7 protein-coding genes (1 of these 7 only partly in view) are annotated in these 15763 nt (G+C 43.6%); 2 read left to right on the top strand and 5 right to left on the bottom strand.

Features of this window, described 5'->3' with window-relative positions:
• The 5 genes from PQG45_RS08720 to rpoB all read right to left on the bottom strand — a co-directional run bounded on the left by PQG45_RS08720 (position 1) and on the right by rpoB (position 12453).
• Positions 1–1452, bottom strand: a complete 1452-nt coding sequence (locus PQG45_RS08720; protein WP_315574249.1) for a tagaturonate reductase — start codon at positions 1450–1452, stop codon at positions 1–3.
• A 108-nt stretch (positions 1453–1560) separates the two neighbouring features.
• Positions 1561–1881 (bottom strand): DUF3467 domain-containing protein, encoded by a 321-nt coding sequence (locus PQG45_RS08715; RefSeq protein ID WP_315574248.1) that lies wholly within the window; start codon positions 1879–1881, stop codon positions 1561–1563.
• 45 nt (positions 1882–1926) lie between these two features.
• On the bottom strand, positions 1927–4062 hold the full coding sequence (locus PQG45_RS08710; protein WP_315574247.1) for a peptidase domain-containing ABC transporter: 2136 nt from the start codon (positions 4060–4062) through the stop codon (positions 1927–1929).
• Between the two features lie 124 nt (positions 4063–4186).
• Positions 4187–8512: a DNA-directed RNA polymerase subunit beta' gene (gene rpoC, locus PQG45_RS08705; RefSeq protein ID WP_315574246.1), complete on the bottom strand. Its 4326-nt coding sequence runs from the start codon at positions 8510–8512 to the stop codon at positions 4187–4189.
• A gap of 65 nt (positions 8513–8577) precedes the next feature.
• Positions 8578–12453 (bottom strand): DNA-directed RNA polymerase subunit beta, encoded by a 3876-nt coding sequence (rpoB, locus tag PQG45_RS08700; protein WP_315574245.1) that lies wholly within the window; start codon positions 12451–12453, stop codon positions 8578–8580.
• Between the two features lie 1197 nt (positions 12454–13650).
• Between rpoB and PQG45_RS08695 the strand changes: the two genes are divergently transcribed.
• Both PQG45_RS08695 and pruA read left to right on the top strand, forming a co-directional pair.
• Complete coding sequence (locus PQG45_RS08695; protein WP_315574244.1) at positions 13651–14295, top strand: helix-hairpin-helix domain-containing protein; 645 nt, start codon at positions 13651–13653, stop codon at positions 14293–14295.
• Positions 14296–14354: 59 nt separating this feature from the next.
• Positions 14355–15763: the 5' portion of an L-glutamate gamma-semialdehyde dehydrogenase gene (gene pruA / locus PQG45_RS08690; protein ID WP_315575078.1), read on the top strand. Its footprint extends 217 nt past the window's final position; only the first 1409 of its 1626 coding nucleotides appear in the window; its start codon is at positions 14355–14357; its stop codon lies off the right edge, out of view.

Below are 15763 nucleotides of genomic sequence, written 5' to 3'. Positions count from 1 at the left end.
TTATATGTATTTCTGTACAGCTGCCTCAAATCCGGGCAATGCGCTTAAATCAGCACCCCAAAGACTCGTATCTGCTAATACTTTTTTCAAATCAAAATCTTTCCACGCCTCGTAAAAATGGGCTGCGTAATCACAGTTGATAGGATACAACTCACCGTTGGCATCTCCATAATACTTACCATTTTCTTCCTTCACCGCATGCATGAATTGCAAATAGGCCGCAAAACCCATGGCAAATAATTCCGGTGCTTTTCCGAATTCTTGGTAGTATTGAACGAGTAATGGAATATTACGCATACGCATTTTGGTCGTGTATTGGACCGTAATGTCAATCAACTTGTGATTGATAAAAGGATTGCGGAAACGATCGAGCACCGAACGGCCAAATCGATCAGCCACCTTGAAATCCATTTTATACGGAATGGCTAAGGCTAATTCGCTGAGCATTAAGTTCATCACTAATTTGCTCAAATAACCATTGGCCATCACATCTTTTACAAGACGGAAACCCAATAAAAATGACATCCCGCACATCAAGGTATGCGTGCCATTCAATAAGCGTAATTTTAATTCTCGGTAAATTTCGATGTCATCAGCGATGACGACACCTGCATCTGCCTTCGCGAAACTGAGTACTTCTCGTACTTTCGCTCCTCCTTGAATCGCCCACAAGCGATAGACTTCGGAAATGATTAAGTTCTTGTCTTCGTAGCCCAAATCCGCACAAATTGCGGCTGATGTCGCTGCATCCGGTGTGCCGGGTACAATGCGATCTACCAAGGAGTTGCAGAAATGGTTCGCGTCTTGTAACCAAGCGACAAATGCCTCTGGCAATTGATGATCTGCCGCTAATTTCAAGACGATTTCTTTCAGCACATCGCCATTGTTAATGATTAATTCGGTCGGGATGATGATCATTCCCGATTCAGATGTGCCGTTGAAATGTTGCCAACGGGCATATAAAAATGCCAAAAGCTTCGCAGGGAATGATTTTGGGCAGCCTCCATCGATGGGGTCATTTGCATGGTATTGAATGCCAACTTCCGTTGTGTTGGAAATAATGACCTGCATGTCACTACTCGCAGCGCAAGCTAAAATTTCATTCCAAGCTGTTGCAGCGGTAATAGTTCGTGAGATACTGGCATTAATGACCGTTTCTTCGATCGCAACACCATCTTCGATTCCTTTGATGCAATGGGTAAATAATCCATCTTGTTCAGTAAAAGCGTCAGCACCTGGTCGGTCAGTGGATTTAACCACCACAACCCGCCCTTTAAATTGGCCCGCGCGATTGGCTTTGTCAATAAAGAAATCACATAATCCACGTAACAAAACGCCCGTCCCAAATTGCAATACTTTTTCAGGGTAATCGAAAACCGCTGGATTCGGGGTTTGAACTGAAATCTTGGAGCTAAATCCTGCTGTTAAATTTTGTCTATTTAATATGGCCATGCCTACTGCTATTGTTGTTCTTTCCTCTTAAAAGGCGAATAAGCCCCATTTTTACCCAAAAAGCCCGAAGTTTTTCGGGCTTTGGGAATAATAAAAAATCTAAAACGATTACGCTTCTCCTATTGGGCCATTATAGCTCATCGGAAATTGAAAGCCCCCATCTCCTCCGTCCTTATTAATAGGTCCAAAACTATCTTCATAGCGTTGTACATTCTCTTGCAAAGCTTGTAATAGTCGGTAAGCATGATCTGGCGTCATGACTACGCGCGACTTGACTTTTCCTTTCGGAATGCCCGGTAAAATGCGGATAAAATCCATGACAAATTCAGATGGTGAGTGGGCAATCAAGGCTAAATTTACATAAGCGCCTTCCGCCAATTCTTCAGGTAATTCGATATTCAGTTGGTTCTCGTCTGTGGGATTTTCCATAATCAATTGTTATAAGTTTTGAATTTACAAAAGTGCAAGGAGAGATTAAACCAATTGGCCATTTTGTTTTTCCAGTAGCGCAAAATAGGCTGTCCCTTCCCGCATTAATTCGATGTGTGAACCTGATTCGACGCAGGTTCCAGCTTGCATAACATAGATGCAATGAGCGTCTCGAAAATTCTGCATGCGATGGCTAATCAATACAACGGTGCCCACCCGTTCCCTTATGGTTCGTAATACTTGCATTTCAGCTGCCGTGTCTAATGCCGCAGTTGCCTCATCAAGTAGGATGACCTCCGGTTGGCGATATAACGCCCTAGCAATACCTAAACGTTGTTTTTGGCCACCGGATAGGGCGATTCCATGGTCGCCAACAAGCGTTTCGAATCCATGGTCTAGTTGTTTAATAAGATCGCCTAATCCTAAGGCATCTACGATTTCCTTCATTCGCTCCTGATTTGGATGTAAATCCCCTAAGGCGATGTTGGCAGCAATGCTTCCATTGAACAATTCGATTTCTTGTGGGACGCAGGCAATTTTTTGTCGGAGTACCTCCGTCGACAATCGCTCAATTGATTCTCCATTCCACGTGATTCGACCGGATGAAATGGGGTATAGTTTCTGCATCAGATGAAAGAGGGTGCTTTTGCCAGAACCACTTTCACCAACGATACCGGTAAATTCTCCCATGCGGCATTCCAAACTTACATTTTGTAGAATGTGCTTTCGAAAACCATATTGAAAATTCACTTGCTGAAATGCCAAGGAAGTCCCAAGATTTAGCGGGACCCGATTTCCCATATCCTCCACGTTGGTATCTAAAATATCATACAGACGTTCACTAGCTATTTTTGCCGCTTGCCAAGATTTGTTGACTTGAGTTAACTGCGCTAATGGACCTGAAAAATAATTATACAACGCGAACAAGGCAAAAAGCTCTCCCATGCTCAAGCGATCCTGCATGACCAATTGACCCCCTTGCCAAAGCAATAATAAAATAAAAAGCGCGCGCATGCCTTGGACAGCCCATTCCGAGATATAATTGACTCGTTTGGATGCATAGGCTTCTCCGAGGAACGTACTTAATAATGCCTGTGTTTGCGCTTGAAGGAATTCATGTATTCCATACATTTTGACAGTCTTGGCCTGACCAATCGATTCGACTAAATGATTTTCTAAATTGGCGGTATTTTCCATCATTTGCCGCTCTTGCTCACGGTTCCAGCGGTTGGTAATTCCATAAACGGCCGCATGCAGGGGTATGAGCGGGAGCATCAACCACGCAAGTCGTTTATCCCACCAGAACAAGAGGGCATAGGCAGAAAGAACAATGCTGGCATTCAGAAAAAGATCGATCATCACTTCATTGATAAATTGCCTGATCTTAACGGCATCACTGACGCGAGACATAATTTCCCCCACTCTGAACGTATCAAAAAAACGTTGCGGTAAGGTGAAAATATGGCTGAAATAACCACGCATAATTCCATAATCGAGTTGTTGGCCCACGGCCAGCATGGTCTTCGTTTTATATGCCTGTAAAGCGAATTGCAAGACTAATATACCAAGCATCGCCAACGAATAGCTTTGCAATAAAGCATACTGTTTTAGCGGGATAATCACATCAGATAGCTGCTGGATGAATAAACTCATCGTTAGCCCCAATACGGTATAGACAAGGGCTAGGAGCCAAGTGAAAATAAATCGGAATTTATGTGGTCGGATAAGCTCCCAGATGCGCGCATAGCTGGAGGACTGTTCCTGATAAGCATTGAAATTTTCGCCGGGTTTCAGCAAGATAATGATCCCCGTCCAAAAGCGACCGAACTCCTCCCAGGTCATTTTCCGTGCTGAGCCATCGCTAGGGTCCATCACATAGACCCGCTGCTCATTGAAGCGGTCCAGCACCATGAAATGGCTCAAATTGTTCTCTAAAACGCCATGTACAATACCAGGCAGTGGAATATGCGTTAAGTTTTGCCGTGTTCCGCGCAGCGCTTTCGCCTCCAATCCCATGCAGGAAGCCGCATGTAACATCCCCATGAGATTTGTTCCATGTAAGTCGGTTTGTGCCCAATGGCGAATTTTAGCTTGCGGGATGTGTAAACCATAATGTTGTCCCACGGATGCGAGACAAGCAATGCCGCAGTCTTTGATATCCTGTTGTTTGATCTTAACCATGCCTGAATTTGGCACACATTAGGAGGAAACCTTATTCGAAAAAAGCATTTATCAAGATGCTGATAAAAAAAGAACCCCGAACGTTGCCGTCCGGGGTTCTGTAATCGTAAGCTACAAGCAGAAATTAGTTGCTTGCTGCTGTTTCTTTCACTTCTTCAACTTCCGTTGCAGTCGCTTTTTCCAAGGTTTTCAACTCATCAGATGAGTTTACTAAAATGTTTAGATAGCGACGAACACCTGTACCCGCTGGAATCAAGTGACCTACGATAACGTTCTCTTTCAAGCCGTCTAAGGTATCTTGTTTCGCACGAATCGATGCTTCAGAAAGAACTTTCGTTGTTTCCTGGAACGATGCTGCTGAGATGAATGAATCAGTACCCAATGAAGCTTGTGTGATACCTTGTAAGTTAGATGAAGATACCGCTGCTTGCGCATCACGTACTTTCATCAATTTCAAGTCACGACGCTTCAATGATGAATTCTCATCACGTAAAGCACGTGCTGAAAGAATCATACCTGCTTTGTACTTATCTGATTCACCTGCATCTGTGATGACCTTCTTATCCAAGATGGTATCATTTTCTAAGCGGAAGACAAAACGATCTACGTTTTGACCTTGCAAGAATTGCGTATCACCTGGTTCAAGGATCTCCACTTTTTGCATCATTTGACGAACGATACATTCAATGTGTTTATCATTGATTTTTACACCTTGTAAACGGTATACATCTTGAATCTCATTGACTAAGTATTCTTGAACCGCTGTAGGTCCTTTGATTTTCAAGATATCTGATGGCGTAATCGCGCCGTCAGATAATGGCATACCTGCACGTACGAAGTCATTGTTTTGTACCAAGATGAAACGAGTCAATGGCACCAAGTAACGACGTTCCGTTCCTTCTTTCGGAGTAACGATAATCTCACGGTTACCACGTTTGATCACACCGTATGAAATAACACCATCGATTTCAGAAACAACCGCTGGGTTAGATGGGTTACGTGCCTCGAATAATTCCGTTACACGTGGTAGACCTCCCGTAATGTCACGCGTTTTACCTGCCGCACGTGGAATCTTCGCGATGATTTGACCCGCTTTGATTTTATCTCCTTCGTCGATAGCTAAACGTGCACCTACTGGTACGTTGTAAACTAAGTTTTCTTTGCCTTTCGCAACAACTAATACGGATGGGTTTTTCGTCTTATCTTTCGATTCGATAATTACCTTCTCACGCATACCTGTTTGCTCATCCGCTTCCTCTTTGTATGTATTGTTTTCTTCGATTGCCTCGAATTCTACTTTACCTTCTGCTTCAGATAAGATAACGGCATTGTATGGATCCCAAACGCAAATTTCTTCGCCTTTTTTGATCGTTTGTCCTTCTTTCACTCGTAAGAATGAACCGTAAGGTACGTTGTTCGAAATCAACACCTGCTTGTTTGCTGGGTTAACAATTTGAACCTCACCCGAACGACCCATCACGATTTCAGTTGGGTTACCGTCTGAATCCGTTGAGCTTACCGAACGAACTTCTTCAAAATTGATGACACCATCAAATTTCGCTTTCACACTCGCATCCAAGGAAACGTTTTGTGCTGTACCCCCAACGTGGAATGTACGTAAAGTCAACTGCGTTCCTGGCTCACCGATTGACTGCGATGCAATTACACCTACTGCCTCACCGATGTTCACCATACGAGCGGTAGAAAGGTTACGTCCGTAACACTTCGCACAAACACCACTACGTGTTTCGCAAGTTAATACGGAACGAATTTCTACTGAATCGATAGCTGTTTCGTCGATTTTCTGTGCTGCGATCTCCGTGATTTCATCGCCTGAAGCCACGATCATTTCGCCAGAAACTGGATCAATTACATCATGTACAGATACACGACCTAAGATACGCTCTGATAATGGTTCGATGATTTCCTCATTGTCTTTCAATGGGAATACTTCGATACCACGTAAAGTACCACAATCTTCTTCATTCACGATAACGTCTTGCGCTACGTCATGTAAACGACGAGTCAAGTAACCCGCATCGGCTGTTTTCAAGGCAGTATCTGCCAAACCTTTACGCGCACCGTGTGTTGAGATAAAGTACTCTAATACGTCAAGACCTTCTTTAAAGTTAGAAAGGATTGGGTTTTCGATGATTTCACCTACTGAACCTTGTAAGTTCTTCTGAGGTTTCGCCATCAAACCACGCATACCACCTAGTTGACGAATTTGCTCACGAGAACCACGGGCTCCCGAGTGCATCATCATGTAGATGGCGTTAAATCCTTGGTTATCCTCTTCCATCTGCTTCATCAAAGTCTCGGTAATTTTCGAGTTAACTTTTGTCCAGATGTCAATAACTGCGTTGTAACGCTCGTTATCTGTGATTAAACCCATTAAGTAGTTGTCCCAAACCGCTTGAACATCTTCCTGTGCTTTCTTCACTAATGAAGCTTTTTCAGCAGGAATTTGAACATCACCAATACCCATCGATAAACCACCGTGGAAGGCTTGTTGGAAACCTAATTCTTTGATATCATCCAAGAATTGTGCTGTACGAGCCATACCACAGATCTTATGAACATGTGAGATGATTTGTTGCAACTTCTTCTTCGTCAATAACTCATTGATGTAACCTACTGCCTCTGGAACACATAAGTTGAACAATACACGTCCCGCAACAGTTTCCACCATTTCTTGAACCAATGTACCATCTTCCTTACGAACCGTAGCTTTCACCACGATGTTCGCGTGCTTCGATAATTTCTTCTCGTTCAAGGCGATAACAACCTCCTCAAATCCGTAGAAACGAGATCCTTCACCTGCTACTTTGTGATCTGGAGTCGACTTACGTCCTTTTGTTACATAATATAAACCTAACACCATGTCCTGAGATGGTACCGTAATTGGCGCACCATTCGCTGGGTTCAAGATGTTATGTGATGCAAGCATTAATAACGAGGCTTCCAAAATCGCTTCATGTCCTAGTGGAACGTGAACCGCCATCTGGTCACCATCGAAATCGGCGTTAAATGCCGTACACGTTAATGGGTGCAATTGGATCGCTTTTCCTTCGATTAATTTCGGTTGGAAAGCTTGGATACCCAAACGGTGAAGGGTAGGAGCACGGTTTAAAAGAACGGGGTGTCCTTTCATCACATTTTCCAAAATATCCCAAACCACTGGATCTTTACGATCAACAATTTTCTTCGCAGACTTAACTGTTTTTACAATTCCACGTTCGATCAACTTACGGATAACAAACGGCTTGAATAATTCAGCCGCCATATCTTTTGGAAGACCACATTCGTGCATTTTCAATTCTGGACCTACGACGATAACCGAACGACCAGAATAATCGACACGCTTACCTAATAAGTTTTGACGGAAACGACCTTGCTTACCTTTCAACATATCTGAAAGAGATTTCAAGGCACGGTTACCTTCTGAACGAACCGCATTTACTTTACGTGAGTTGTCAAATAAGCTGTCAACAGCCTCTTGCAACATACGTTTTTCGTTACGTAAGATTACCTCTGGCGCTTTGATCTCGATCAAACGCTTCAAACGGTTGTTACGGATAATTACACGACGATATAAATCGTTCAAGTCAGATGTCGCAAAACGACCTCCATCCAATGGCACCAATGGACGTAATTCTGGTGGAATTACAGGAACCATTTTGATGATCATCCACTCTGGACGGTTGTCGATACGACCGATCGACTCACGGAACGCTTCTACCACTTTCAAACGCTTCAAGGCTTCAGCCTTACGTTGTTGTGAAGATTCTGTGTCCGCCGAGTGACGTAAATCAGCCGATAAGCTGTCTAAGTCGATACGCGTCAACAACATATTTAATGCGTCAGCACCCATTTTCGCGATGAATTTCTGTGGATCTTCATCAGGAAGGTGTTGGTTTTCGCGTGGTAATTTGTCTAAGATATCTAAGTACTCGTCTTCTGTTAAGAAATCAAGGTATTGGCTACCAATCTTTCCTTCTTCCGCGTACATACCTGCTTGAACGACACAATACCGCTCGTAGTAGATAATTTGATCTAATTTCTTCGTTGATAATCCAAGCATGTAACCGATTTTGTTCGGTAAGCTACGGAAGTACCAGATGTGTGCAACTGGAACCACTAATTCGATGTGGCCCATACGCTCACGACGTACTTTTTTCTCAGTCACCTCTACACCGCAACGGTCGCAGATGATGCCTTTGTAACGAATACGCTTATATTTCCCGCAATGACACTCCCAGTCCTTTGTTGGACCAAAAATACGCTCGCAGAACAAACCACCCATTTCGGGTTTGTAGGTACGGTAGTTAATTGTCTCCGGTTGAGTTACCTCACCGTTTGAACTTTCAAGAATCGACTCCGGTGATGCCAATGAGATGGTCACTTTTTGGAAATCGCTGTTCAGTTTTCTCGTCTTTTTAAATGACATTTTCGATGTATTTAATTGGAAAATGATTTCTTTTTAAGGGCCGGTGTTAGCGGCCCGATAAATGATTACTCAAGTGTGATTTCAAGAGCTAAACCTCTCAATTCGTGAATCAATACGTTGAATGATTCTGGAATGTTTGGCTTAGGCATATTCTCGCCTTTCACAATTGCCTCGTACGCTTTGGCACGGCCGATCACGTCATCCGACTTCACAGTTAAGATCTCTTGCAAGATATTCGCTGCTCCGAAGGCCTCAAGTGCCCAAACCTCCATCTCACCGAAACGCTGACCACCGAATTGAGCTTTACCACCCAATGGTTGTTGTGTAATCAATGAGTATGGTCCAATTGAACGTGCGTGCATTTTATCATCTACCAAGTGACCAAGTTTCAACATGTAAATGATACCCACAGTGACCGGTTGATCAAATTTATCTCCCGTTAAACCATTGTATAGGTAAGTACGACCCCAATCTGGTAGACCAGCTGCCGTTAATTCTGCCGCAACTTCTGCCTCAGTTCCACCGTCGAAAATTGGCGTAGCATAACGCTTACCTAATTTTTGACCAGCCCAACCTAATACAGTCTCGTAAATTTGACCTAAGTTCATACGAGATGGTACCCCTAGTGGATTCAATACGATATCTACCGGTGTTCCATCTTCTAAGAATGGCATATCTTCTTCACGAACGATACGAGCTACAACACCCTTATTACCGTGACGGCCCGCCATCTTATCACCTACTTTCAACTTACGTTTCTTTGCGATGTAGACTTTCGCCAACTTCACGATTCCAGCAGGTAATTCATCACCTACTTCAAGAACGAAACGCTCACGCTTGAATCGACCAGCGATTTCATTACGCTTCACGTTGAAGTTCTTAATAAGGTTCATGAACAATTTGTTCAATACTGCATCAGAAGTAGCTTCTTCAACGATCAAGTCAGAAAGCAAGTTTGCTTCTTCTTGAACTGCGTAAGTAGACTCATCACGATACAAGTTTTTATCTGGGAATAATAATTCTTCGATGTTCTTTGCTGAGAATTTAACACCCTTCTCTACGATAACCGTACCGAATTTGTGCTTAATACCTGCGCAAGTTTTACCCGCTAAGATGGCAACAGTTTTTTCGATCATTTGGCGACGAATCTCCAAAAGGTCTTTGCTGTATTCCTTCATTAACTTCTTCAATTCAGCTTTCGATTTCTCACGCTCTTCTTTATCCTTCTTAGGACGGGAGAACAACTTCGTATCGATTACCACACCTTTTAATGATGGTGGCGCTTTCTTCGAAGCATCTTTCACATCACCCGCTTTGTCCCCAAAGATGGCACGTAATAATTTTTCTTCTGGTGTTGGATCCGACTCACCTTTTGGTGTGATCTTACCAATCAAGATATCTCCTTCTTTCACTTCAGCACCTACGCGAACAACACCGTTCTCGTCTAGGTTACGAACTGTTTCTTCAGATACGTTTGGAATTTCAGATGTCAATTCCTCTTCACCACGTTTTGTATCACGAACTTCTAATTCGAATTCTTCAATGTGGATCGAAGTAAAGATATCGTCACGAACAACTTTTTCTGAGATTACGATCGCATCCTCAAAGTTGTAACCTTGCCATGGCATGAACGCCACTTTCATGTTACGGCCTAATGCTAATTCACCTGCCTCTGTTGCATAACCTTGGCAAAGCGCTTGACCTTTCTTCACTTTCTCACCTTTGAACACGATCGGCTTTAAGTTGATCGTTGTATCTTGGTTCGTTCTGCGGAATTTGATCAATTCGTATGTTTTCAATGATCCGTCAAAGCTGATAAGCGCTTCTGATTCAGTTTGATCGTAGTTAACAACAATTTTCAATGCGTCAACGTATTCAATCACACCATCACCTTCAGCTACAACTAACGTACGAGAGTCAATCGCCACACGGTGCTCAAGACCTGTTCCTACGATAGGAGCTTCAGGACGTAAAAGCGGTACCGCTTGGCGTTGCATGTTGGATCCCATCAAGGCACGGTTGGCATCATCATGCTCCAAGAAAGGAATCAATGAAGCGGCAACCGAAACGATTTGGTTAGGAGCAACGTCCATGTATTGTGCATCCGCTGGATTTACCAATGGGAAATCACCTTCAAAACGAGCCTTCACACGGTCAGATAAGAATTTACCTGATTTCATGTCGATAGGAGCATTCGCTTGAACGATGTTTTTACCATCTTCCTCTTCTGCAGTTAAATATTCTACGCGGCTTGTTGTATCTACTTTACCACCATCGATCAAACGGTAAGGTGTTTCGATGAAGCCCATTGAGTTTACTTTCGCGTGAACACATAGAGAAGAAATCAAACCAATGTTGGGTCCCTCGGGTGTTTCAATCGTACAAAGACGACCGTAGTGCGTATAGTGAACGTCACGAACCTCGAAACCTGCTCTTTCACGAGAAAGACCACCTGGCCCTAGTGCCGACATACGACGCTTGTGCGTAATCTCAGCCAATGGATTCGTTTGATCCATGAATTGAGATAGTTGGTTTGTTCCAAAGAACGAGTTAATCACCGACGATAATGTACGAGCATTGATCAAGTCAACCGGTTTGAAATCTTCGTTGTCACGAACATTCATACGTTCTTTGATCGTACGCGCCATACGTGCAAGACCTACACCGAATTGAGCATATAATTGCTCACCTACGGTACGAACACGACGGTTAGATAAGTGGTCAATATCATCGACTACCGCACGTGAGTTGATCAAACCGATCAAATACTTCACGATTGAGATGATATCTTCTTTGGTCAAGACTTTAACATCCATTGGGATATCATGACCTAATTTTTTATTGATACGGTAACGACCTACTTCACCCAAATCGTAACGCTTGTCTGAGAAGAACAAGTTTTGGATGATGTCACGTGCCGTTTGCTCATCGGGAGCATCTGTATTACGTAATTGCTTGTAGATAACTTCAACGGCCTCTTTCTCAGAGTTTGAAGTATCTTTTTGCAACGTATTGTAAATGATGTTGTAGTCAGAAACGTTCACGTCATCTTTGTGCAAGATAACCGTTGCAGAACCTGATTCTAAGATCGTCTCTACTTCGTTCTCCGTGATAACGGTATCACGTTCGATCAAGATTTCGTTACGGTCGATAGAAACTACCTCACCTGTATCTTCATCTACGAAGTCTTCTTGCCATGTTTTCAAAACTCGTGCCGCCAAACGACGACCTACGATGCCTTTCACAGCTTTTTTATCAACCTTGATTTCTTCAGCTAAGCCAAATAAATCCAAGATATCCTTATCATTTCCGTAACCAATGGCACGAAGCAATACGGTTACAGGGAACTTTTTCTTACGGTCGATGTACGCATACATCACATTGTTAACGTCCGTAGCAAATTCAATCCAAGAACCCTTGAATGGAATGATACGCGCCGAATACAATTTCGTTCCGTTTGTGTGCTTCGATTGCGCGAAGAACACACCTGGTGAACGGTGTAGCTGAGAAACGATTACACGCTCCGCACCGTTGATCACGAATGATCCACGCTCGGTCATGTAAGGGATGTTTCCTAAGAAAACCTCTTGTTCGATGGTTTGGAAATCCTCGTTGTCTGTATCGTTACAGATCAAACGCAATTTCGCTTTTAAAGGTACTGAATACGTCAAACCGCGGTCGATACACTCATCTACCGAATATTTCGGTGGATCTACTGAGTAGTCGACAAACGACAAAACGAAATTTTCACGCGAATCCGCGATAGGAAAATTTTCAGCAAACACTTTAAATAAACCTTCGTCAGTACGGTTTTCAGCAGCTGTCTCTAGCTGGAAAAAATCCTGGAAGGATTGGACTTGGATATCCAGAAAATCTGGATAATTGATCACAGACTGCGTTTTCGCAAAGCTGTGTCTTCCTGTGGCAGTGATGTTACTCAAGGCTTTATACGTTTTAAATTAAAATGAAAAATGGCCCGTGGGCGCAATTTCTCGCCGTTTCCGACGAAAATTAAAAGCTGAATGCCTCGTAGAGATCAGATTGGATTTCCCTTTGCGCCTCCCCTACGATAAGAGAATTGTGTTTCAGAAAAACAATCTGCGGATTCGCCCGGAGGCGTTAATCCTAAAATAGCCTGCAAAATTAGTAAAAGTTTTTTAATTGCCAAATAGGGGAGGGATTTTTTTCAGTCGCTGGTCAATAGTCGCTAGTCGGCAGTCACTAGTCGGCAGTCCGAGGTCCGGAGGGAAATAGGCCGAAGTAGTCACTAGTCGCTAGTCGGCAGTCGCTAGTCATCAGTTGGCAGTGGGCAGTCCGGAGTCCGAAGGGAAATAGTCCGAAGGAAGATATTCACTCTTAGTTCTTACCTAGCATGAAGTCCGAAGTAGTCGATAGTCACTAGTCACTAGTCGCTAGTCATCAGTTGTCAGTGGGAAGTCCGGAGGAAAATAGTCCGACGGTCCGGAGGGAAATAGGCCGAAGTAGTCACTAGTCGCTAGTCGGCAGTCGCTAGTCATCAGTTGGCAGTGGGCAGTCCGAAGTCCGGAGGAAAATAGTCCGAGGTCCGGAGGGAAATAGGCCGAAGTAGTCACTAGTCGCTAGTCGGCAGTCGCTAGTCATCAGTTGGCAGTGGGCAGTCCGGAGTCCGAAGGGAAATAGTCCGAAGTCCGGAGGGAAATAGTCCGAAGGAAGATATTCTTTCTTCACTCTTAGTTCTTACCTAGCATGAAGTCCGAAGTAGTCGATAGTCACTAGTCACTAGTCACTAGTCATCAGTTGTCAGTGGGCTGTCCGAAGTCCGGAGGAAGTCACTAGTTGTCAGTGGTCAGTGAGCACCGAACACCGAACATATCTTACCTCTTACTTCTTAACTCTTCACTCTTAATTCTTAGTTCTTCACTCTTCCCTTTCAACTCTTCACTCTCAGCTCCTCACTTTTCGCTCTTCCCTCTCAACTCTTCCCTCTTAACCCATGAATTGTTTATCAACTAATTGATACAATGCAATAGGAGCTCTTTCGTTATGAATTTTAAAATACATTTGACTAGCGACTAGCGACTGACGACTGATTACTGCCCACTGATAACTGTTCCCCCATGCTCCCCCGACTAAAATTTTACCTCCGCTTTACGCTCGGTATGACCCGACAAGAAATACTAGGCATTTATTTCTTGATGGGCTTGGTTATGCTTGGGATGGGGATACATGCGATATATCAATATGTTGAATTACAGTCGGAAGTCGACTTGATTAATCCCAAGCACTTTGAGGAAATTTACATTGCCCAAAAGACCGCAAATCGAAAACTGAATTTTGTATACAAAAGTCATCCTATATATAAGCGAACTTTTACCTATCCGCATTACGTCAAAAAATCCCAAGAATGGAAGATCAATATCAATGAGGCGGATTCCGCGGCCTGGGTGGCTTTGCCGGGAATTGGCCCAGGCTTTGCCAAACGTATATTGACCTTTCGTGAGCGTTTGGGTGGTTTTGCATCCGCCGAACAATTGAAAGAGGTATATGGAATAGATACAATTTGGGTAAAGCAGCATTTGCGGAAATTCCAACTCGGCAAAGGGGTTTATCGGCCCTTGTTTGTGAATCGGGCGATTTGGAATGAATTTCGTCATCCTTATTTACCCTATGCACAGGCCAAAGTCGTTTTGAATTTTCGAAAACAACATGGCGTTATTTCTGATTATGGGGCATTGATTCAAATCAAATTGATTGAGCCCTCCGTTTGGGAGCGACTAAGGCCCTACTTAAACTTTGAGCCTTGAATTTTATGTTAAAAGCCGTAATTTGCGAGGGAATTACACATCAACAAATATACAAAGCCATGTCAACAGGTTTCTTTCAAGTACCTACACCTATTAATGAGCCTATTTTAGCATATGCATCCGGATCGAAAGAGCGGGAGCAATTGCAAAATAAATTAGCCGAACTTCGTGCCAAACAAATCGATATTCCCATGTATATCGGCGGGAAATCCGTTCAAGGTGCTCAAAAGGTAGCCATGACTTGTCCGCATGATCACCAACATGTTTTGGGTCATTATTATGAAGGAGGGAAAAAGGAAGTTGGCCAAGCGATTGATGCCGCCTTAGCAGCCCATGCAGCCTGGTCGGCGACACCTTGGGAGCGCCGCGCAGCAATCTTTTTGAAAGCAGCAGAATTGTCGGCAACCAAATACCGCATGGATTTAAACGCTCGAACAATGTTGGGGCAATCGAAAAACGCTTTTCAAGCAGAAATTGACGCTGCATGTGAGTGGGTAGATTTTTTGCGTTTTAATGTACATTATGCTTCGCAGATTTATGCGGACCAGCCGATATCTTCGCCGGGGGTGTGGAATCGCGTGGAGTATCGCGCATTGGAAGGTTTTGTTTATGCACTAACTCCATTCAATTTCACAGCGATTGCGGGTAATTTACCTGCGGCTCCAGCGTTGATGGGAAATACAGTTGTTTGGAAGCCATCGCCGAGTCAAGTGTATTCGGCAGGATTATTGATGGATATTTTGACGGAAGCAGGATTACCTGCGGGTGTAATCAATTTAGTATTTGCGGATGGTCCTGAGGCGGGCGATGTCGTCTTTAATCACCGTGATTTTGCAGGGGTACACTTTACAGGATCTACAGCCGTGTTCCAAACGATTTGGAAAAACATAGGTAATAATATTTCGAATTATAAATCATATCCACGTATCGTGGGAGAAACAGGAGGGAAGGACTTTGTAGTTGCGCATCCATCTGCGGAACCAAAGGCTTTAGCTGTAGCGATTATCCGTGGAGCTTTTGAATACCAAGGGCAGAAATGTTCGGCTGCGTCGCGTGCGTATGTTCCAGCATCTTTATGGTCCCAAGTGGAGGCTTATTTAAAAGAAGATTTGGCAGCGATTCGCATGGGAGGAACAGAGGATTTTGGAAATTTTGTGAATGCCGTGATTGACGCGAAAGCCTTTGCGAAGATTTCGGGCTTTATTGCGGATGCTAAACAAGATGCGGATGTGTCAGTTGTAGCAGGTGGTCATTGCGATGATTCGAAGGGTTATTTTGTGGAGCCGACGGTTTTATTAACAAATAATCCAAAATCGAGAACGATGGTGGAGGAAATTTTTGGACCGGTGTTGACGGTTTATGTATATCCAGATGCGGAATGGAATCAGACTCTGAAATTAGTTGATGAAACTTCAGCCTATGCCTTAACAGGAGCGATCTTTGCGCAAGATTCGTATGCCTTAGAGGA

Source organism: Aquirufa regiilacus (assembly GCF_032470275.1).
Classification (GTDB): Bacteria; Bacteroidota; Bacteroidia; order Cytophagales; family Spirosomataceae; genus Aquirufa; species Aquirufa regiilacus.
The sequence above is the reverse complement of the archived record's forward strand: the minus strand, read 5'-3'. Positions and strand labels throughout refer to the sequence as shown.